The 20,720-nt window shown below is 65.7% G+C and carries 22 protein-coding genes; 7 read left to right on the top strand and 15 right to left on the bottom strand.

The window, feature by feature from the left end; all coding sequences use genetic code 11:
- Positions 1 to 104: 104 nt before the first annotated feature.
- Complete coding sequence (locus tag MO486_RS05755; RefSeq protein WP_242905215.1) at positions 105 to 2,159, top strand: 3-hydroxyacyl-CoA dehydrogenase NAD-binding domain-containing protein; 2,055 nt, start codon at positions 105 to 107, stop codon at positions 2,157 to 2,159.
- Between the two features lie 70 nt (positions 2,160 to 2,229).
- On the opposite strand, the gene MO486_RS05760 is transcribed toward MO486_RS05755, so the two are convergent.
- From MO486_RS05760 to MO486_RS05820, 13 genes are all read right to left on the bottom strand, one after another.
- Positions 2,230 to 2,595 carry a PilZ domain-containing protein gene (locus MO486_RS05760; RefSeq protein ID WP_242905216.1) on the bottom strand — a complete coding sequence of 122 codons (366 nt, stop codon included), beginning with the start codon at positions 2,593 to 2,595 and terminating at the stop codon, positions 2,230 to 2,232.
- Positions 2,596 to 2,598: 3 nt separating this feature from the next.
- Complete coding sequence (locus MO486_RS05765; RefSeq protein ID WP_242905217.1) at positions 2,599 to 3,564, bottom strand: DNA polymerase III subunit delta'; 966 nt, start codon at positions 3,562 to 3,564, stop codon at positions 2,599 to 2,601.
- Positions 3,561 to 4,214: a dTMP kinase gene (gene tmk / locus MO486_RS05770; RefSeq protein ID WP_242905218.1), complete on the bottom strand. Its 654-nt coding sequence runs from the start codon at positions 4,212 to 4,214 to the stop codon at positions 3,561 to 3,563. Before tmk ends, MO486_RS05765 begins: the two co-directional genes overlap by 4 nt.
- Positions 4,211 to 5,242, bottom strand: coding sequence for an endolytic transglycosylase MltG (mltG, locus tag MO486_RS05775; protein ID WP_242905219.1), 1,032 nt, complete (start codon positions 5,240 to 5,242; stop codon positions 4,211 to 4,213). Before mltG ends, tmk begins: the two co-directional genes overlap by 4 nt.
- 35 nt (positions 5,243 to 5,277) lie before the next feature.
- Entirely contained in the window at positions 5,278 to 6,117 is an 840-nt protein-coding gene (gene pabC / locus MO486_RS05780; protein ID WP_242905220.1) for an aminodeoxychorismate lyase, read from the bottom strand.
- Entirely contained in the window at positions 6,114 to 7,466 is a 1,353-nt protein-coding gene (locus tag MO486_RS05785) for an aminodeoxychorismate synthase component I (protein WP_242905221.1), read from the bottom strand. The genes pabC and MO486_RS05785 overlap by 4 nt, the downstream gene beginning before the upstream one ends.
- A gap of 29 nt (positions 7,467 to 7,495) precedes the next feature.
- Positions 7,496 to 8,734 carry a beta-ketoacyl-ACP synthase II gene (fabF, locus tag MO486_RS05790; protein WP_242905222.1) on the bottom strand — a complete coding sequence of 413 codons (1,239 nt, stop codon included), beginning with the start codon at positions 8,732 to 8,734 and terminating at the stop codon, positions 7,496 to 7,498.
- A gap of 100 nt (positions 8,735 to 8,834) precedes the next feature.
- Positions 8,835 to 9,074 carry an acyl carrier protein gene (acpP, locus tag MO486_RS05795; RefSeq protein ID WP_242905223.1) on the bottom strand — a complete coding sequence of 80 codons (240 nt, stop codon included), beginning with the start codon at positions 9,072 to 9,074 and terminating at the stop codon, positions 8,835 to 8,837.
- A gap of 97 nt (positions 9,075 to 9,171) precedes the next feature.
- Entirely contained in the window at positions 9,172 to 9,918 is a 747-nt protein-coding gene (fabG, locus tag MO486_RS05800; protein WP_242905224.1) for a 3-oxoacyl-ACP reductase FabG, read from the bottom strand.
- Positions 9,915 to 10,865 carry an ACP S-malonyltransferase gene (gene fabD, locus MO486_RS05805; protein ID WP_242905226.1) on the bottom strand — a complete coding sequence of 317 codons (951 nt, stop codon included), beginning with the start codon at positions 10,863 to 10,865 and terminating at the stop codon, positions 9,915 to 9,917. Before fabD ends, fabG begins: the two co-directional genes overlap by 4 nt.
- 159 nt (positions 10,866 to 11,024) lie before the next feature.
- Positions 11,025 to 12,002 (bottom strand): beta-ketoacyl-ACP synthase III, encoded by a 978-nt coding sequence (locus MO486_RS05810; protein WP_242905228.1) that lies wholly within the window; start codon positions 12,000 to 12,002, stop codon positions 11,025 to 11,027.
- A 145-nt stretch (positions 12,003 to 12,147) separates the two neighbouring features.
- Entirely contained in the window at positions 12,148 to 12,342 is a 195-nt protein-coding gene (rpmF, locus tag MO486_RS05815) for a 50S ribosomal protein L32 (protein WP_242905230.1), read from the bottom strand.
- Positions 12,343 to 12,412: 70 nt separating this feature from the next.
- Positions 12,413 to 12,940: a YceD family protein gene (locus MO486_RS05820; RefSeq protein ID WP_242905232.1), complete on the bottom strand. Its 528-nt coding sequence runs from the start codon at positions 12,938 to 12,940 to the stop codon at positions 12,413 to 12,415.
- A gap of 166 nt (positions 12,941 to 13,106) precedes the next feature.
- On the opposite strand from MO486_RS05820, the gene MO486_RS05825 reads away from it, so the two are divergent.
- Together MO486_RS05825 and MO486_RS05830 are read left to right on the top strand one after the other, a co-directional pair.
- Complete coding sequence (locus MO486_RS05825) at positions 13,107 to 13,466, top strand: hypothetical protein (RefSeq protein WP_242905234.1); 360 nt, start codon at positions 13,107 to 13,109, stop codon at positions 13,464 to 13,466.
- A 20-nt stretch (positions 13,467 to 13,486) separates the two neighbouring features.
- On the top strand, positions 13,487 to 14,059 hold the full coding sequence (locus MO486_RS05830; protein ID WP_242905236.1) for a Maf family nucleotide pyrophosphatase: 573 nt from the start codon (positions 13,487 to 13,489) through the stop codon (positions 14,057 to 14,059).
- Positions 14,060 to 14,065: 6 nt separating this feature from the next.
- On the opposite strand, the gene MO486_RS05835 is transcribed toward MO486_RS05830, so the two are convergent.
- Positions 14,066 to 15,901, bottom strand: a complete 1,836-nt coding sequence (locus tag MO486_RS05835; RefSeq protein ID WP_242905357.1) for a glycosyltransferase family 39 protein — start codon at positions 15,899 to 15,901, stop codon at positions 14,066 to 14,068.
- Positions 15,902 to 15,967: 66 nt separating this feature from the next.
- Between MO486_RS05835 and MO486_RS05840 the strand changes: the two genes are divergently transcribed.
- The 4 genes from MO486_RS05840 to MO486_RS05855 are packed head-to-tail and all read left to right on the top strand — an operon-like array spanning position 15,968 to position 20,317.
- Positions 15,968 to 16,918 carry an AAA family ATPase gene (locus MO486_RS05840; protein ID WP_242905240.1) on the top strand — a complete coding sequence of 317 codons (951 nt, stop codon included), beginning with the start codon at positions 15,968 to 15,970 and terminating at the stop codon, positions 16,916 to 16,918.
- A gap of 13 nt (positions 16,919 to 16,931) precedes the next feature.
- Positions 16,932 to 17,885 (top strand): DUF58 domain-containing protein, encoded by a 954-nt coding sequence (locus tag MO486_RS05845; protein WP_242905242.1) that lies wholly within the window; start codon positions 16,932 to 16,934, stop codon positions 17,883 to 17,885.
- Positions 17,878 to 19,830 carry a DUF3488 and transglutaminase-like domain-containing protein gene (locus tag MO486_RS05850; protein WP_242905243.1) on the top strand — a complete coding sequence of 651 codons (1,953 nt, stop codon included), beginning with the start codon at positions 17,878 to 17,880 and terminating at the stop codon, positions 19,828 to 19,830. The genes MO486_RS05845 and MO486_RS05850 overlap by 8 nt, the downstream gene beginning before the upstream one ends.
- Before the next feature lies 1 nt (position 19,831).
- Entirely contained in the window at positions 19,832 to 20,317 is a 486-nt protein-coding gene (locus MO486_RS05855) for a Slp family lipoprotein (protein WP_242905244.1), read from the top strand.
- A gap of 49 nt (positions 20,318 to 20,366) precedes the next feature.
- On the opposite strand, the gene MO486_RS05860 is transcribed toward MO486_RS05855, so the two are convergent.
- Complete coding sequence (locus MO486_RS05860) at positions 20,367 to 20,717, bottom strand: histidine triad nucleotide-binding protein (protein WP_242905245.1); 351 nt, start codon at positions 20,715 to 20,717, stop codon at positions 20,367 to 20,369.
- Between the last annotated feature and the right edge of the window lie 3 nt (positions 20,718 to 20,720).

Genomic DNA, 20,720 nt, shown 5'->3' on the forward strand with positions numbered 1-20,720 from the left:
ATGCCACTTTGCTTCACGGCACCTTAATGGGGACGGCATTGACGCCAGTCAAACAGGGCCCGGATGATAGCCGTCTTACCCGTACCGGATCGGATGGTGCCGCAATGATCGCTGGCCTCGATGGACTGCGCTTCCAGCATTGGCAGGCCGAAGCACGCACGGATGGCATCGTCGTGCTCAGCTTCGACCGCGCTGGCCAGAACGTGAACACACTGGCGCAGGAAGTGCTGCTGGAGCTCGACGCCATCCTCGAACGGCTGGCGCTGGATCCCCCCAAAGGCCTGGTGATCCGTTCGGCCAAGGCGGCCGGCTTCATCGCCGGTGCCGACATCAAGGAATTCCAGAGCTTCGACGAGAAAGGCACGGTCGGCGACGCGATCCGTCGTGGCCAGCAGGTGTTCCAGCGCCTCGCCGAGCTGCCCTGCCCCACGGTCGCAGCCATCCACGGCCACTGCATGGGCGGCGGCACCGAAATTTCCCTCGCGTGCCGCTACCGAGTCGCCTCCAGCGATCCGTCGACCCGCATCGGTCTGCCCGAAGTGAAGCTCGGCATTTATCCAGGCTGGGGCGGCAGCGTACGCCTGCCGCTGCTGGTGGGCGCGCCCGCGGCGATGGACTTGATGCTCACTGGCCGCACTTTGTCGGGCTCGGCTGCACGCGCGATGGGATTGGTCGACAAGGTGGTCGAGCCGTCGCAGTTGGTCGACGCGGCGGTGGAACTCGCCAAGCGAGGCGCGCAGCGCCCGTTCAAGCAACGCTTCATGGCCTGGCTGACCAACACGTGGCCGGCGCGGCAATTACTCGCGCCGATGCTGGTCAAGCAAGTCGCGCGCAAGGCGCGCAAGGACCACTACCCCGCACCCTTCGCGTTGATCGAAACCTGGCGCCGCAGCGGCGGCGGCATCCAGGCACGGCTCGAGGCCGAGCGCAAATCGGTCATCCGGCTTTCCTCCACACCGACCGCACGCAATTTGATCCGCGTGTTCTTCCTGCAGGAACGCCTGAAAGGCCTTGGTGGCAAGGATCATGGGATCGCCCACGTGCACGTGGTCGGCGCCGGCGTGATGGGCGGCGACATCGCCGCGTGGTCGGCCTACAAGGGCTTTGAAGTGACGCTGTCGGATCGCGAGCAGCGCTTCATCGACGGCGCGCTCAAGCGCGCGCAGGAACTGTTCGCCAAACGGGTGAAGGACGAAGGCAAACGCCCCGCCGTGGCTGCGCGGCTGAAGGGCGACCTCGCCGGCGACGGTGCGGCGCAGGCCGACCTCGTCATCGAGGCGATCATCGAAAAACCGGAGGCCAAGCGCGAGTTGTACGCGCAGGTCGAACCACGCATGAAACCCGATGCGCTGCTGACCACCAACACTTCGTCGATCCCGCTGACCGAATTGCGCGAGCACATTACACGGCCCGCGCAGTTCGCCGGACTGCATTACTTCAATCCCGTCGCGCTGATGCCGCTGGTCGAGATCATCCATCACGACCGCATGGCCGCCGATACCGAGAAGCGCCTGGCTGCATTCTGCAAGGCGATCGACAAACTGCCGGTGCCGGTCGCCGGCACGCCGGGCTTCCTCGTCAACCGCGTCCTGTTCCCGTACATGCTCGAGGCGGTCACCGCGCATTCCGAAGGCATCCCCGGCCCGGTGATCGACAAGGCCGCGGTGAAGTTCGGCATGCCGATGGGTCCGATCGAGCTGGTCGACACCGTCGGCCTCGATGTCGGTGCCGGCGTTGCCGCCGAACTGGCACCCTTCCTTGGCATCGAGATACCGGCTGCACTCTCCGGCCAGATCGAGCCCGGCAAGCGCGGCAAGAAGGATGGCCAGGGGTTTTACGCATGGGAAAATGGCAAGGCGAAAAAGCCCGAGGTGCCGAAGGACTACAAGGTCCCCGAGGACCTCGAGGATCGCCTGATCCTGCCGCTGCTCAACGAAGCCGTCGCTGCACTGCACGACGGTGTGGTCGCCGACGCGGACCTGCTCGATGCCGGCGTCATCTTCGGCACCGGCTTCGCCCCGTTCCGCGGCGGCCCGATCGCCCATATCCGCGCGGTGGGCGCGGATGCGCTGCTGGCGAAGTTGAAGTCGCTGCAGGCCAAGTACGGCGATCGGTTTGCGCCACGACCAGGGTGGGATTCACCCGCGTTGCGTCCTTGATTCTCGCCGTGTTGAGTGAAGGCCGCTCGAACACGGCGAGTTATCCGCCGCGAAGTCGGCCGGATAACACTTACATCGTGTGCGTCGGCTTGTCCGCGTTCAACGTGCCGGCCAGGATCGCCTCGATCTTCCCTTTCACCGCTTCGCCCTCGGCGCTGTCGGCGAACTGGACGCCAATGCCGGCAGTACGGTTGCCCTGTGCGCCGGGCGGCGTGACCCAGACCACCTTGCCGGCGACCGGGAGACGGTCCTTTTCTTCCAGCAAGGTCAGCAGCAGGAAGACTTCATCGCCGAGGAAGTAGCGCTTCGGCGTCGGCACGAAGATGCCGCCGGTTTTCAGGTATGGCATGTAGGCGTTGTAGAGCGCCGCCTTGTCCTTGATCGCCAGCGACAGGATGCCCTGCCGTGCGCCGCCCGCTCCTGCCACTCCGGTCATGCACTACCCCCCTTGCGCCATCTGGGCACGCGCACCCGCGCGCCACGCCAGCAACAGTTCCACCACCGCCAGATCGGCGCGCACCGTGGTCCGCAATAGATCACGCGTGCGGTTGGCCGAATCGAACCACGTGGCCAGCCTGCGGGTTCGCAGCGGATCGGTCAAGCCGCGCGCGGCCATCGATAAAGCCAAGTCCGCTGCATGACGAAGACGCAATTCGGCGTGATCGTCGGCCACCCATGCTTGGGCGGTTTCGACCACGCCGAGTTCGCCGCGTTCGAGTTTGCTCAAATCCGCAGCGACCTGGCGTCGCAACGCCAGTCCGTCGCCGCGCAGCCAGGCATCGGCAAGGCCGGGATGCCCGCGTGCGGCGTCGAGTGCTTCGTCCGCGGCGGATTGCGCATGGCCTTGCGCACGCAGCCAGGCCAGTGCTTCCTCATGTGGCGGCAACTTGAATTCCAGCCGCTGGCACCGGCTGCGGATCGTCGCCGGCAGGCGTGCAGGATGGGCGCTGAGCAGCCATAGGTAGCGGCCGGGCTGCGGCTCTTCCAACGTCTTCAACAGGGCATTGCAAGCGGCATGATTGATCGCGTCGGCGGGATCGAGGATCACCACCTGCGCACCACCGTATTGCGGCGTCAACGCCATGCGCGCGGAGAGTTCACGGACCTGTTCGATGACAATCTCGGTGCGGAGCCGCGTTCCTTCCTTGTTCGGGATGAACGAGATGACGGTGAAGTCCGGATGCGTGCCGGCAGCGAACAGTTGGCAACTGCGGCAGTGGCCGCAGGGTTCGCCGTCGGCGCTGCGCTCGCGGCACAGCAAGCGTTGTGCGAGACGTTCGGCCACGGCGCGCTTGCCCAGCCCGGTGGGACCGCATATCAGCAGGCCATGGCCAAGCCGGCCACTGTCGAGTGCGGCGGCAACATGGATGTAGGCGCGTTGTTGCCAAGGTGAGAAGGCCGTCATTGCACGCTGTCCATGTGCGCACGCAAGTATGCAACTGCCTGCGCGGCGACAACATCCGCCGGAGGCGTGGCATCGATCACGCGGAAACGCTGCGGCTCGGCCGCGGCGCGGGACAGGTAAGCCGCACGCACGCGTTCGAAGAACTCGTCGCGCTCGCGCTCGATCCGGTCGGGACCATGACCCGCGAGGTCGCGTCCTCGGGTACGGTCGCGACCCTGCAACACGCCCAGGTCGAGCAACAGGGTGAGGCCTGGCTGGATGCCGACGACGCGGAGTTCCAGTTCGGCAATGAATGCAGCATCGAGACCGCGCCCGCCGCCCTGATATGCGTAGCTTGAATCGGTGAAGCGATCGCTGAGCACCCACGCACCGCGCTGCAGCGCCGGTAGGATCGTCTCGCGGACGTGCTGTGCACGCGCGGCGAACATCAGCAGCAATTCGGTCTCGAATGCGGGTACTTCGTGATGGGTGTCCAGCAACAGGTTGCGGATCTGCTCTGCCAGCGGCGTACCGCCGGGTTCGCGTGTGCACACGACTTCCATACCGGACGATTGCAAGGCATCACGCAGCGAATTCAGCACCGTGGTCTTGCCGACGCCCTCGCCGCCTTCCAGCGTGACCAGCCGCGCTTGTGCGATCAACCCAGTCATTGCGCCTGGCGCTGCTGCTGGCGATAGCGCTGGATGTATTCGCGCACCGCGGCCTCGTGCTGGCCGAGTGAACTTGTGAACACGTGACGTCCACTGCCGTCACCGAGCGCGACGAAATACAGCGCATCTCCTGCAGCTGGATTGGCCGCGGCACGCAACGCGTCGATGCCAGGCATCGCGATCGGCGTCGGCGGCAAGCCAGTGCGGGTGTAAGTGTTGTACGGCGTGTCCACAAGCAGGTCGTTCTTACGGATATTGCCTGCGTAGGCCGCGCCCATGCCGTAGATCACGGTCGGATCGGTCTGCAGGCGCATGCCGATCTTGAGGCGGCGCGCGAAGACGCCGGCAATCTGTGGCCGCTCTTCGGCGATGCCGGTCTCCTTTTCGACGATGGAGGCGAGGATCAACGCCTCTTCCTTCGATTTCAGCGGCGTGTCCGCGGCGCGCTGGGACCAGGCCGCTTCGAGCGCCGTTTCCATCGCACCATTGGCGCGCTTGAGTACATCGAGTTCGCTATCGCCGCGGGTGTAAACATAAGTCTCGGGCAGGAAGCGGCCTTCCGGATGCTGGCCAGCATGGTCCAATGCCTGCATCAGGGTCGCATCGGTCATCGAGGCAGTGTCGTGTTCCAGCGGCGAGGCCTTCGCCAATGCCGCGCGCAGCTCGCGGATGTTCCAGCCTTCGACGATGGTGAAACGATGGCTGATCACCTTGCCGTCGCGCATCGCCAGCAGGACTTGCCGCGGTGTCATTCCCGGTGCCAGCGCGTACTCGCCGACCTGCAACTTGCCTGCGGCGCCGAGTTGCCGGGCCAGCACCTGCCATTCGAGCTTCTCGCCTTCACGCACACCCGCCGCGCGCAATTTGGCAAGCACGCCGGCAAAGGAGTCGCCGGACTCGACGACCAGGGTTTCGCCGGGCTCCAGCCCGGACAGCGGCGCATCGGCGAAGCCGCTGTAGCGTTGCCATATCCACCAGCCACCGGCGGCGAGCGCAGCCAGCAGCAGCACGAAGATGAGTTTGGACATTCCCCCGGCACGACGCCGGCGTCGACGGCTACGACTCACGCATCCTCCGCAGTTTCGGTAAAGGCCGGGTTCGCCGCCGCCAGTTGCCGACGCAATGTGGCCACCGCCGGATGTGGCGACCACGCGCGATCACCCAGCCGCGCTACGCCGAGGATACCGCGCACCGCGTTGCACAGGACAAGCGCGTCGGCGGTTTCGACGTCCGTCACAGATAGACGTGCCTGCTCGGCACCGATTTCGTGCAGTACCCAATCGCGGCAGATGCCGGCCACGCCACAGCGGTCGATCTGTGGCGTGCGCCACTGACCATCGTGCAGCACGAAGAGATTGGCGGCGGTCGCACAGACCACGTCCCCCTCGATGCTGCGCATCAGGCCTTCGTCTGCATCCCGATGCAGGGCCGCTGGATCGTCCCATTCGCCGCGCGCCAGTACCTGTTCCAGCCGGTTGCAATGCTTGAGCCCGGCCAATGCAGGCTGCAGTGCGAGGCGCGTGTCGCACCAGCGCAGCACCAATCCGCCTGCACGCTGCACCGGAGGCAAGGGATGTCGCGACAACACCCACGTCGGCATTGCGTCCACTGGCGGTGCATACCCGCGCCCACCGCTGCCCCGGGTAAGGATCAGCTTCAGCACGCCATCGGCGGCATCGGCGAACAATTCCGTGGCGTGCTTCTCGACCAAGGCACGGGCCGGCAAGTCGAGCCGCAACCGTTGTGCCCCTCGTGCGAGCCGTGCCCAATGCGCATCCCACCACGGCACGACGCCGCGATGCACGCGCATGGTTTCGAACAGGCCGTCGCCGTAGGCGAAGCCACGGTCATCGGCGGGAATCGCATCGACCTGGGTCGTGCCGGCGAAGATGCGCGCGCTCATGACTCGACTCCTAGCGCCCGCAACATCCCCCGCGCCTTGGCGCGGGTTTCGTCCAATTCGCGTTGCGGATCGGAATCGATGACGATGCCGGCGCCGGTCCGGAAGCGCAGTGTGTCCGCTTCGACCTCGGCGCTGCGGATCAGGATATTGAGATCGAGGTCGCCATCGCGGTTGAGCCAACCGAACGCGCCGGTGTAGGCACTACGGCCCGCGCCTTCCAGCTCGGCGATGATCTGCATGCAGCGCACCTTCGGGCAGCCCGTGATGGTGCCGCCCGGGAACACCGCGCGGATCACTGCACCCGGCGTGGCATCGTTGCGCAGGCGACCGCGCACGTTGCTGACGATGTGGTGGACGTGGGCATAGCTTTCGACCGTCATCAACTCGTCGACTTCGACGCTGCCCGGCGTGCAGACGCGGCCGAGATCGTTGCGTTCGAGATCGATCAGCATCACGTGCTCGGCGCGCTCCTTGGGGTGGCCGACCAGTTCGCGGATGCGCGCGGCATCGTCATCGCCGACGAAGCGAGGCCGGGTACCGGCGATCGGCCGCGTTTCGACCACGTCGCCGCGTACGGAAACCAGGCGTTCCGGCGAGGAGCTCACCACTGCCCAGCCATCACCCGCGAACAGGCCCGCGAACGGCGCCGGATTCGCTGCACGCAGGCGCATGTGCAATGTGGTGGGGTCGAGCGGCGCATCGAAGCGTGCCTGCCAACCGCGCGAAAGGTTCACCTGGAAAACATCGCCCGCAGCGAGGTAATCGAGGACGCGGACGACACCGTCGGTAAAACGCGCCGGCTCGTCTTCTGCAAGTTGCAGCGGTCCACGCCACTGCGGCAACTCGGGCAAGCTGCGTGCGGCATCGAGGTCGGTGACGATGCAATCGAGCCACGCCTCCTGCCCGACTTCGGCCAACGCCACGCATTCGCCGGTCGCGTGATCGCGCAACACCGCAGCGGGGCAACGCAATGCCATCGCCACCGGCAAGTTGCCGGGCGCAATCGGCAAGCGCAGTACAGGCTCGACCTGCGCCGCAAGTTCGTACCCAAGGAACAAGGCCCAACCGCCGCGGAAGGGCCAACGCGGTTCTTCCCGCGAGATGCGCTGCGATTGCCACTGCGCATCGAGTGCGGCGAGGAAGTCGCCCTCAACCGCGATCCTGGCGTGATCACGCGTCACGCCATCGGCATCAAGCTGCAGAGACTCGCCATTGGTGGCGAGCAACAAGTCCCAGCGCCCTTGCGCGCCACCCGCAGCGGATTCCAACAGCACCGGATAGCGCGCAGGCGCCAGCCGGTGCAGCGCCAGCAGGTCGAAGTCGGGGACGAGTGGTCTGGTGACGAGCATGCGCTCGTCCTCGCATCAGAGTGGTCTTGTCAGAGCCTGCGGAACACCAGCGTGCCGTTGGTGCCGCCGAAGCCGAAGCCGTTGGAGACGGCGATGTCGATCTTCTTCTCGCGCGCGACGTTCGGCACGTAGTCCAGGTCGCAACCTTCGCCCGGCTGATCGAGGTTGATCGTCGGCGGGATGATGCCGGTCTGCAGCGCCATCACCGAGAAGATCGCCTCGGCGCCTCCGGCGGCGCCAAGCAAGTGGCCGGTCATCGACTTGGTCGAGCTGACCATGGTCTTGTAGGCGTGGTCGCCGAGCGCACGCTTGATCGCCAGGGTTTCGGCGACGTCGCCGAGCGGCGTCGAAGTGCCGTGCGCGTTGAGGTATTCGACCTGGTCGGGATTGATGCCCGCGTCCTTGAACGCGACCGCCATGCAGCGTGCCGGACCATCGCCGTTCTCGCTGGGCGCGGTCATGTGGAAAGCGTCGGAACTGGCACCGAACCCGGCGAGCTCGCAATAGATGCGCGCGCCGCGGGCCTTGGCGTATTCGTACTCCTCCAACACCAGGATGCCGGCGCCGTCGCCGAGCACGAAGCCATCGCGGTCCTTGTCCCAGGGCCGCGAGGCGCGGGTCGGGTCGTCGTTGCGCGTGGACATGGCTTTCATCGAGCAGAAGCCACCGACCGACGTCTGCGTCGAACCCCGTTCGGCACCGCCGGCGACCATCACGTCGGCGTCGCCATACTGGATCATGCGCATCGCCATGCCGATCGAATGGTTCGAGGTGGCGCAGGCCGAAACCGCGGAGAAATTTGGGCCCTTGATGCCGGTGAGCAGGCTGATCTGGCCCGGCAGCATGTTGATGATCGTGCTCGGCACGTAGAACGGCGAGATCTTGCGCGGGCCGCCCTCGAGGTACTTGCCGGTCTGCTCCTCGATACCGAGCAGGCCACCGATGCCGGAACCGATCAGCGCCCCGATCCGTTCTGCATTGGAATCATCGACGGTCAGGCCGGCGTCCTGCATCGCCATCAGCGAGGCGGCGACACCGTAATGGATGAATTCATCCATCTTCTTCGCGTCTTTCGTCGACACCCACTTGGTGACGTCGAAATCGCGCACTTCACCGGCGATCCGCGTGGTGAAACCGGAGGCGTCGAAATGGGTGATCGGACCAACGCCGGAGCGGCCGTTGACGATGCCATCCCAGCTGCTGGCCAGATCGTTGCCCAACGGCGAGACGATGCCGAGACCAGTGACCACAACGCGACGCTTGGACATGACGACTCCTGACCCGTTTGCCGCACGACGGCGGCCCTGCACTCACACAAATGCACAGGGCCGCGTATGCGGCCCCGGCTTGCTACGCATCACGCAAGGCTTAGGCCTTGACGTGAGCCTTGACGTAATCGATCGCCTGCTGCACCGAGGTGATCTTCTCGGCTTCTTCGTCCGGGATCTCGCACTCGAACTCTTCTTCGAGCGCCATCACCAGCTCGACGGTGTCGAGCGAGTCGGCGCCGAGATCGTCGACGAACGAAGCGCTGTTGGTGACTTCCTCTTCCTTGACGCCCAGTTGTTCGATCACGATCTTCTTGACGCGTTCTTCGATGCTGCTCATGGGTACTCGCTCCTCCCGGGAGGCTGTTCAGATGGATAGTGTAAGGGAAAGCCGGGCCGCCCGCGCACGCACGCGCAAGCCCTTGTGGTTCAGACGCTTAGGGCATGTACATGCCGCCGTTGACGTGCAGGGTTTCGCCGGTGATGTAGGCGGCCGAGGGACCGGCCAGGAACGCGACCGCGCGGGCAATGTCGGCCGGTTCGCCAAGGCGGCCCAGCGCGATCTGGCCGATCAGGCCCTCGCGCGCGGATTCCGGCAGCGACTTTGTCATGTCGGTATCGATGAAGCCTGGCGCCACGACATTCACCGTGATGCCACGTGAACCGATTTCCTTCGCCAGGGATTTGCTGAAGGCGATGATCCCCGCCTTCGCCGCGGCGTAGTTGGCCTGTCCCGCGTTGCCGGTGACGCCGACCACCGAAGCGATGTTGATGATGCGGCCCTTGCGGGCCTTCATCATGCTGCGCATCACTGCCTTCGAGGTGCGATAGACGCTGGTGAGGTTGGTGTCGAGGATCGCCTGCCAGTCTTCGTCCTTCATCCGCATCAACAGGTTGTCGCGGGTGATGCCGGCATTGTTGACCAGGATCGAAACCGGGCCGAATTCCTTGGCGATGTCCTCGATCAGCGCTTCGACCGCAGCGCCATCGGCGACATCGAGCACGCGGCCATGGCCGCCGGTCGGCTTCAGTCGTTCGCCGATCGCCTGCGCGCCGGATTCGGACGTCGCAGTACCGATGACGGTCGCGCCCTGCGCGGCCAGTTCGTCGGCGATGGCCGCCCCGATGCCACGGCTGGCGCCGGTGACGAGGACGATTTCGCCTTTCAACAAGTCGTGGCTCATAAATTCTTCCATTCTTCGATTGCCGTTTCGAATTCACCCGGCGTACCGAGCGCGCGCGCATCCAACGATTTGTCGATGCGCTTGATTAGGCCGGCCAGCACCTTGCCCGGGCCACATTCGGCGATGCGGGTGACGCCGCGCGCGGCTAGCGCCTGCACGCAACCGGTCCATTGCACTGGCAGGTAAAGCTGGCGCACGAGCGCGTCGCGGATTGCCTGCGTGCTGTCGTGCACTTCGGCGTCGACGTTCTGCACCACAGGTAGCTTCGGTGCGTGCCAGGCCAAGCCCGACATGGCCTCGGACAGGCGATTGGCGGCCTCGCGCATCAACGGGGTGTGCGAGGGCACGCTGACGGCAAGCTTCACGGCCTTGCGCACGCCACGTTCGCCCAGCAGCGCCAGGGCGCGATCGACCGCAGCAGCATGTCCGCCGATCACGATCTGACCGGGCGAGTTGTAATTGGCCGGCACCACGACTTCGCTCCCGGAAACTTCCTTGCAGACTTCCTGCACCAGGGCATCTTCGGCGCCGAGCACCGCGGCCATCGCGCCCGTACCGGTGGGAGCGGCATCCTGCATCAGCTGTCCGCGCAGGCGCACCAGGTGCGCGCCATCCTTCAACGACAACGCACCTGCAGCGACCAATGCGGAATATTCACCGAGGCTGTGGCCAGCCAGCATGGCCGGCAGCGTGCCTCCCCGCTGTTGCCAGAGTCGCCACACCGCTACGCCCGCGGCGAGCAGCGCCGGCTGGGTGTATTCGGTGCGGTTGAGCATTTCTTCCGGGCCGCCCTGCGACAGCGCCCACAGGTCGACGCCGGCGCCATCGCTGGCTTCGGCGAAAGCCTCGCGGATCAGCGGATGCAACTCCCCCAGTTCGGCGAGCATCCCGAGCGATTGCGAACCCTGGCCGGGGAAAACGAAAGCAAGCGAGGACGAGGTGGTCATCGACGATCCTGTGGCGAGCTTCTCGAAAGCCGGGGCGCGAATGATACGGGGCGATGCCCCCGGGCGTCTGTACCGCCGCGTATAGCTGGCGTTTGAAACGCCTGATGCGACAACGCCTCCGATGATCGGAGGCGTTGCGTGAAGACTTCATGTGGCCAATCAGTAGCGCAGCAGCGCCGCACCCCAGGTGAAGCCGCCGCCGAAGGCTTCCAGCAGCAGCAACTGCCCGCGCTGGATCTTGCCCGAACGCACCGCTTCGTCCAGCGCTAGCGGCACCGAGCCCGAGGAGGTGTTGCCGTGCCTGTCGACAGTGACGATCACGCGATCCATCGGCATGTCGAGCCGTTTGGCGGTGGCTTCGATGATGCGCAGGTTGGCCTGGTGCGGGATCAACCAGTCGATGTCATGACGGTCGAGGCCGTTGGCCTCGAGTGTTTCTTCGACAACGGAATCAAGCGCCTTGACCGCGTACTTGAAGACATCGTTGCCGCTCATGTTGATGCGCACGCCGCAGTTCGGCTCTTCCGGCTTGAAGCCGACCGAGACACCGACCGGGTTCCACAGCAATTCCTTCTTGCCGCCGTCCGCATGCAGGTGCGTGCTGAGGATGCCAGCCTCGCTGTCCGCCTTGAGTACGACTGCACCCGCGCCGTCGCCAAACAGTACGCACGAGGTACGTTCGGTCCAGTCGACCATGCGGGTCAGCGTTTCCGAACCAACCACGAGCACGGTCTTGGCGGCACCGGAACGGATGAACTTGTCGGCGACGGTCAGCGCGAAGATGAAACCCGAGCAGGCCGCATTGACATCGAACGCCGCGCAGCCGTCGGCACCGAGGCGGTGCTGCAGCAGGCATGCGGTCGAGGGGAAGATCAGGTCGGGCGTGGTCGTGCCCAACACGATCAGATCGAGATCCTTCGCATCGACGCCAGCAGCTTCGAGCGCACGCACGGAGGCGTGGTAAGCGAGATCGCTCGTGGTCTCGCCTTCGGCGGCGACGTGACGCTCGCGGATACCGGTGCGGGTCCGGATCCATTCGTCGCTGGTATCGACGATCTTCGAAAGATCGTCGTTGGTCAGCACCTTTTCCGGCAGGTAACTACCAGTGCCAGCGATACGCGAAAAGACTTGAGTCATGCCTGTCCTGCCGATAGACGATCACGAAGGTCCGGCACGCGATGGCGTCCTTGCGGCAACGCACGTCCGATTTTTCGCTCGGCGTTAAGCGGCGCAAGCCGCTTCAACGGCGAGAGTTACTCCGGCGCTCTTGCCGGAATAACAATCAATCTTCTTCGACGACCTTGGTCTTGGTCGCAATGACCTTCTTGCCGCGGTAGAAACCGTCGGGGGTCACGTGGTGACGCAGGTGGGTCTCGCCGGTGGTCGGATCGGTCGACAACTGCTTGGCGCTCAGGGCGTCATGCGCGCGACGCATGCCCTTGCGGGACGGGGAAACACGGGATTTCTGCACAGCCATGGGATTGCTCCAGCTTCAATTCAGTAACGACTAATTCGATAACTTCGTAATTGGATGACGCGGTGACGCTTCAATCTTTGCTCGGTTTCAACGCCGCCAGGGCAGCGAAGGGATTGCTTGCAGCTTCCTCGTCGGCGGTCGCCGGCCAGTCCCGCTCCATCGCCTCGGTACCCGGCGCTGCCGGGACCACCGGGATGGCGAGGATCAATTCATCCTCGACCAGTTCCGCCGGCCGCAGCACGCCGTCTTCCGGCAGCAGCAGCGACTCGTAATCCTCTGGCAACCCGGCCTCGTCCGCCTCATCACGGATCAAGCCCAGTCGCTGTACCAACCGCACCGGGTACAGGAACCGTTGCAGGCTGCGTTGGCATTCCAACGGCAGTTCCGCTTCGATCCGCAACTCGACGTAAGACACCTGCAACGCATCTCGATCGAACTCGATCGCCACGCGCACATCGCCTTCCGTATCCATCAAGCTGTCCCGCAGCCGCGTCATCGACGCCAGCGGCAGCACAGCCTCGAAACCGCGCCGCGCCGCCACCATGCGCCAGGCGTCCAGCACCTCGGGCAGCCGGGTTGCAGATAAATCAGCGGACATAAGCCGCGGAATGTTAGGCCCCGCCCCGGCCCCTGTCAAACCGTGAAGCCAGCAAAACCCTTGATCTGGCTCGAAATGCGGTGCCCATTCAGGCATTCACGCCATCAATTTGCCGCGCCCCGGGCTGCCGCGGCAGACTGCCGGGAATTCCTGCCCGGTGTCGCGCGTGACCGCCATCCTGCTCCTGCTGCTCGTCGCGGTCGCCGCGGCTGTCCTCGCCTTCGCCTTTCGTGGCCGCAGCAACCGGCGCGAACGCGCGGTGCGTGAACTGCTGGATGCCGCCGACATCCTGGAAGCCCGCCTGCGCACCGCCCGGGCCGAGATCGAAGCGGTGGCCGGCGATGAGGCCGACCCGGTACGGATTGCGATGCGCGAAATGCTGCGCCAGCGCCTATGGTTGCAGCAGCACGGCGCCACCGCCAGCCTGGTCGAACTGGACAAAGTGCGAGCGTCGTTCGACGACGCGCGGCTGCGTCTCGATCAGCAACTGACGCAGATTGAGCGTGCCCGGGCGCCACTGGCTTGAACGGTCTGCTCGTGAACGGGATGCCCGCACTGATCCTGGCCTCGACTTCGCGCTATCGGAGCGAGTTGCTGACACGGCTGCGGCTCGAATTCGACGTCGCCCGTCCCAACGTCGACGAATCGGCCTTGCGCGGCGAAAATCCGACTGCACTGGCGCAGCGATTGGCGCTAGCCAAGGCTGCGGCAATCGCTGCGCAGGCACCTGATGCCTGGGTGATCGGTTCGGACCAGGTCGCGGATCTGGCTGGTGCCGCGCTCGGCAAATCCGGTGGCCGTGAGGCCGCGATCGCGCAACTGCAGGCGATGTCGGGACATGCGGTCGCCTTCCATACGGCGGTCTGCGTGTTGCGCGATGACATCCGCTTCACGGCGATGGACACGACGACCGTGCGCTTTCGTGCGCTCGATATCGCGGAGATCGAGCGTTACGTGGACGCCGAGCAGCCATTCGACTGCGCCGGCAGCTTCAAGTCGGAGGGCCTGGGCATCACGCTGTTCGACGCGATCGAATCGCACGACCCGACTGCGTTGATCGGCCTGCCCTTGATCGCCACCGCCCGTCTGTTGCGGCAGGCGGGGTATTTGCTGCCCTGACGCCGCCTAGGGCCTGTCGACCACGCGCAATGGCTGCTCGGGCCAGTCTTCGACGCTGCCATCGCGCCCGTGCAGGCGGAGCCCGAGCCAGTGCCGCCCAGGCGCGACCTCGCCAGCCTTCACCTGGGCGCCGAAGCCGACGTAGGGATGATTCGGATCATTCGATATTTTCCAGTACGCCCCCGTGCCTGGACTGGACAGGCCATATTCGGCTTGCGCGACGACTGTGCCATCGAGGGTGACCTCGACCCGCTGCAAGCCAACGCCATCCTTGAACGCCCAGCCCTGCACATCGAACGTGCGACCGATGCGCACGCCAGGTAACGGCGTGTCGATATACGCCATCGCCGGTGCAGTGCACGCGGCTTGCGGCGATTCCCCATCCAGCGCGAACAACAGGAAGCGTTGGCGGCCATGGTCGATATTGACCACGCGCGGCGGCGGCAGTGGCCCGACTTTGCGGCACAGCGCGTGGTAGTGCGCGAGCAGGTTCTTGTATTCGACTTCGCTGGCACCGACCACCAGTAATACCGGCGCCTCGCCCCAGTCGCGACGGCCTCTGCTTTCCAGTCGCCACAAGTGCAATTGCGGCGCGCGGCCGTGCTTGCGATTGAGCGGATGATCAAGCACCGCAATGCGTGGATCGTCCAGGGCGAAACCGAGTTCGGCGCCGATCTTGAAGTTGTCGGCAACAATGCGCGTATTCGTCGGCATGGTGGCGCGTTGCGCGCGCACCGCATCGGCAAGCGAATCCCAGCCCGCGAAATTGGCCGGGTACCACTTCTGCGCGGCGAAACGCGCGCGCAGATCGGCACTGGAAACCACGGCGTAATAGCCAAGCAGCAGCACCAGGCCGAGTGCCGCCAGCGCCCACGTCGCACGCCGCAACCAGCGCGGCCATTGCGCCAGCGTCGCGGGTAGCAAAGGCAGCAGGGCGAGATAACCCGGCAAAGGCCAGTGGAAGCTCACCCGCTCCACGTCGGCGAAAAATCCGAGGCCGAAGAAGCCGAGCACGACTAGTCCACCGAGCAAGGCGAAATAACGCGCCGCCACGGCACTGCCCGTCACGCCACGCCAACTCGCGTGCGCCAATGCCGCGAACAACAACGGCGTGACCAGCAGCGCCTGGACGACGACGAACCACAAACCATCGATGTGGAACGCCCACGGGTGGCGATCGATCAACTGGAAGCGCAAGCCGGCATCGGCGTTGTCGAAATTCCACGCCACCAACGGCGCCCACGCCGAAGCACCGAACGCGACCGCCACCCACACCCGCACATCGCGCAGCACGCGCCGGCCTTCCGGCAACGCAAGCATTGCGACCAGGCCGACGCCGATCACGGCGATGAAACGGTAGTGGCTGAGCGCGCCGAGGGCGAGGCCGAAGGCGAGTTCCAGCGCGGCGCCCGCGTCGACCTGGCGCAACAACCGCGCCCCGGCATCGACGCAAAGCAAGGTCGCCACCGCCATCGCGGCGTCTGGCAAGGCCAGCAGGCCCAGCGTGCCAGCCAATGGGAGTAGCAGTGCGAGCATGCCGGCCTGCCAGGCTTGGCGTTCGTCGAATTCGCGACGGGTGATCCAAACCACCAGCCAAGGCACCAACGCCGCCAACACCAGGAACGGTGCGCGCAGCGCCAGCGGGTGCGCACCGGCAATCGCCACCCCAAGCCGCGTCAGCCACGCGGTCAGTCCCGGCAGATCGGAATACGCGGCCGCGAGGTGACGGCCCTCCTGCCAATAGAACGCCTCGTCGACGAACAGCGGGAGGCGCGCCGCGACCAGCAGCTTGAGCAGGCAGACCGCAACCCACAGGCCCAGGAACCATCGCTGCGCCGTCATGTCTTCGTACTCATTCCGCATGCGCCTGCGTCCTCGTACACTCGGGCATCGATCAGCGAGAGTCCCATGTCCGCACTCCCAGCCGCGAAGATGCTACCCGATACGCTGCGCGCATCCCTGCGCGACGCGGAGGCACAGGTGAATACCCTTGTGCTGGGCAAGCCGCAGGAAGTGCGCCTGGCCTTCGTCGCCCTGCTTTCCGACGGCCACCTGCTGATCGAGGACCTGCCTGGCCTGGGCAAGACCACCCTGGCGCATGCGCTGGCCGCGACACTCGGGCTGGGCTTCCAGCGCGTGCAGTTCACCTCGGATCTGCTGCCCGCCGACATCCTCGGTGTGTCGGTGTTCGATGCGCAGGCGCGGCGGTTCGAGTTCCACCCCGGCCCGATCTTCGCCCACGTACTGCTGGCCGACGAGATCAACCGCGCCCCCCCACGCACGCAGAGCGCATTGCTGGAAGCGATGGCCGAGCACCAGGTCACGGTCGACGGCACCACGCACGCGCTGCCGAATCCGTTCTTCGTGATCGCCACCCAGAATCCGGTTGATCTCGCCGGCACGTATCCGTTGCCGGATTCGCAACTCGATCGTTTTCTATTGCGCCTGACGCTCGGCTATCCCGGCGAGGACGCCGAACGCGAACTGCTGGCCGGAACCGACCGCCGCGCCATGATCGCGCAGGCATCGCCGCTGCTCGGCACTGGCGATGTGCTCGCGCTGCGCGAGGCTGTTCTCAACGTGTATGTCAGCGAAGCGCTGATCGGTTATGTGCAGGCACTGCTGGCGCGCAGCCGCCGTCACGCCAATGTGCGCGTGGGCCTGTCGCCACGCGCGGGGTTGGCGCTGCTGCGCGCGGCACGCGCCTATGCACTGCTGCTCGGGCGCGAGCACGTTCTCCCGGAAGACGTGCAGGCGCTGTTCGCCGCGGTGGCCACGCATCGCCTGACCGCAGAGACCGATGCTGGTGATGGCGCGGCCATCGCGAAGAGCATCCTGCACGCGGTGCCCGTGGACTAGGGCGGCCTCAACCATGCGCAAGCGGTGGCGCAACCTGCGCAAGCGTGTCGAAACCTGGGTGCGCCCACGGACTCCGGAGGCGTTTCCGGTATTGCTGGATCGCCGTCGCATCTACGTGCTCCCGACTGGCTTCGGTCTGTTCTTCGGACTGCTGCTGGGCGCGATGGCGCTAGGCGCACTCAACTACAACAACAACCCGGCCTTGTTGCTGGTCTTGCTGCTGTTCGGCGCCGCGCAGACCAGCCTGCTCGCCGCGCACCTGCAACTGAGCGGACTGCAGTTCACCGCGCTCAGCGCCGAACCGGTCGCCGCCGGCATGTCGTTGCCATTGAGATTGCATGCACGGGCATTAGGCGGGCGCGAACGTCGCGGCCTGCGCGTCGATGACGACGATGTCGAGGCGATACTGTCCCTCGACAACGGCAGCGGCGTTGCCGAGTTCGCGTTGCCGACCGTGCGCCGCGGCTGGCTCGATGTACCTCGCCTCCGCATTTCCACGACACGTCCGCTCGGGTTGGTGCGCGCCTGGGCCTATGTCTGGCCGGAGCAACCATTGCTGGTCTATCCCACGCCAGAACCGAACGGCCCACCACTGCCGGAAGGCCAGGGCGAAGCGGCGCAGGTACGCCTGCATCCACTTGGCGACGACGTCCATCATCTGCGCGCATACCGTCGCGGCGATCCACATCGCACGATCGCGTGGAAACCATCGGCGCGGCACGGCAGCCTGCTGGTGCGCGAATACGAGCAACCGCTGGCGGCCGACATCGTGCTTGACTGGCGTACGCTTACCGGACTGGATTACGAAGCGCGCATCCGCCGTCTCGCGCGCTGGGTCGACGAAGCCGAACGCGACGGTCGTCGCTATCGCCTCGATCTGCCAGCACACCCGGCGCTCGGTCCCGGCCAGGGCCCGGCCCATCGCCACGCTTGCCTGCGCGCGCTCGCACTGATGCCACATGGCTAGGTCGCTCACAACGTTGGATCAACGCAGCCGCACCTGGGTCCTACTCGCTGCCGGCGCGTGCTTGTTGCCGTTGTTGCTGCAGTTGCAGCCACGCCTGGCGATCGGGATAGGCGCAGCGGGACTCGCCATCTCCGTGCTGACCTGGCGACGACCACTGCCGTCCTTGCTGCGCGTGCTGCTGGTGCTGGCAGCGGTTGGAGGCGTGCTGGCAGTGATGGGTGTCAATTTCGGCCGCGATACCGGCTGCGCCATGCTCGCAGCGATGTTGGCGATCAAGCCTGCGGAAACCGTCGGCCTACGCGATGCGCGCAGTCTGGTCGGGTTCGCGCTGTACGCGCCTTTCGCCACGTTCCTGCTCGATCAGGGGCCACTGTCGCTACTGCTCGGCCTGCTCGCGGTGGCACTGGCGTTGGCCGCGTTGCAGCGCTTGGCCGAGCTCGAATCCGGCGATGGCCAACGGCCGTTGCCGATATGGCGACGCTTGATGGTCGTGGGACGCATGCTCGCCATCGGCTTGCCGTTGGCGCTGGCCGCGTTCTGGCTGTTCCCGCGCATGGCCGCACCGCTGTGGGGTGTACCGGAACGCGCGCAGGCGCGACCCGGGTTATCGGACAGCATGAGTCCCGGGCAATGGGCCGAGATGCTCACCGACGATACCCCTGCGGCGCGCGTGCGTTTTTTCGGGCCGGTGCCGCGTGAGGATCAGATGTACTGGCGCGGGCCAGTCATGCTGCATTTCGACGGCCGCACGTGGTCACAATCGGGCTGGCAACTCCATAGCTCAGTGCCCCCGGTACGTCCTGGCCGCATGCGCTGGGACTACGAACTCGAACTCGAACCGACAGACCGCCGCCACCTTGTCGCACTCGATCTGCCGATCGACGCACCAGCAGGAACCATTCTCACCAGCGACTACGGCTTGCGCGTGCGCAAACCGCTGGCGGAGTTGTCCCGCTGGCGCATGCAATCCGCGCCTCCGGTCGCCTTCGAGCCGCAACTGAATCGCAACCTGCAGCGTATTGCGCTGGAACTGCCACCCGGCCTCAACCCGCGCACGCTGGCCTTGGCGCGGCAATGGCGTAACGACGCGGGCAGTAATGATCAGGCGATTGTGCAGCGCGCGCTGAGCTGGATTCGCGCAGAGTTCGCGTACACGCTCGCGGTGCCAATCGCCGGCCGCCATGCAGTCGACGAATTCCTGTTCACGGAGAAAGCCGGCTACTGCGAACAGTTCAGTTCTGCATTCGTCGTGCTGATGCGCGCCGCTGGCATCCCAGCACGGGTCGTAGGTGGCTACGTCGGCGGCCATCGCAATCCAATCGGCGATTACTGGCTCCTGCGTCGCTCCGACGCACATGCGTGGGCCGAAGTGTGGCTGCCGCGGCGTGGCTGGACGCGGGTCGATCCGACTGCGGCGGTCGCACCTGAACGCGTGTTCGACACTCTCGCCGATCGCGTTGCCGCGGACGGCGGAGTGATGGCGCAGCTGACGCCGATTTTCGAAATTGGCGACTGGATGCGACGCGGCTGGAACGATTTCGTGCTCGGCTTCAATGCCTCGCGCCAGCGCCAGATGCTGCGGCCGCTGGGCATCGACAACATCGATCCGCAACAGTTGCTGCTGGTCTTCACCCTGGTCGCCATCCTCGCGCTGCTGGTCACACTGTGGCTGGTGACGCGCGAGGCGCGCGAACCCGATCCGGTGCTGCGTGCCTGGCATCGACTTGGTGCGCGTTACGCAAAGCTCGGCCTTGGTCGTGGACCACACGAACCGGCCGGCGACTGGGCGACGAGAGTGCTGCAGGCACGACCGCAGGCTACCGCGCTTGCGGCGCTCAGCGCGCGTTTCGCCGAATGGCGCTACGCTGCATCCACTGGCGGATCGGCCGTGGCCCGTAGCCTGGTTCGCGATCTGCGCGCACATCGACCAAACCGGGAGGCCTGACATGAACTTCCGTATTCCCGCACTCGCCATCGCTGCAACCCTGCTCAGCGCCTGCGCCTCGCAACCAAAACCGCTGCAGGGCGAATTCGCGGAGATCACACCGCGCGACGCCACCGCCAACGACAGCACCGGCGCGGCAGTGCGCTGGGGCGGCCGCATTGTCCGCACCGAGCCGCAGGCCAACCGGACCTGTTTCGAGATGATCTCGACCAAACTCAGCACCTTCGGCCGCCCGTATTGGGCTGCCGACGACACGGGCGGACGCTTCATCGCCTGCCGCACCGGCTTCTACGATCCGGCTGTGTTCGAGGTGAACCGCGAAGTCACCTTCACCGGGCGCATCGACGGCTACGAGAGCCGCCAGGTTGGTCAATACGACTACCGCTTCCCGCGCGTCGCCGCCGACGTGGTCTACCTGTGGCCGATCCGCGAACGCGTCGACGTGGTCACGCGGCCAGCACCGTGGCCGTGGTGGGGCTGGTGGTAAATGACCCCAACCTTCGTACGGAGCAGCGCCCGGGCCATCCCGGGCGTTGTCATTTCGGCGTGCCGAAACGCCCCAGCGGGGCGCCTGCGAGCAGATGCAGGTGCAGTTGGAACACCGTTTGCCCGGCATTGGCGTTGCAATTGATCACCACCCGATAGCCGTCTTCGGCAAAGCCTTCGCGCTTGGCGTAATCGGCGGCCGCGACCGTGAGCTTACCGACGACCTCCGCTTGCGAGGGCTGCACGTCGTTGAGCGTGGCGATCGGGGTCTTGGGCACGAACAGCACGTGCACCGGCGCCTGCGGCGCGATGTCGCGGAACGCGATCAGGTGCTCGTCCTCATAGACGATATCGGCCGGGATTTCGCGACGGATGATCTTGTGGAAGATGGTGTCGGACATCGC

The sequence above is a fragment of the Lysobacter sp. CFH 32150 genome (genome assembly GCF_022758295.1).
Lineage (GTDB): Bacteria > Pseudomonadota > Gammaproteobacteria > Xanthomonadales > Xanthomonadaceae > CFH-32150.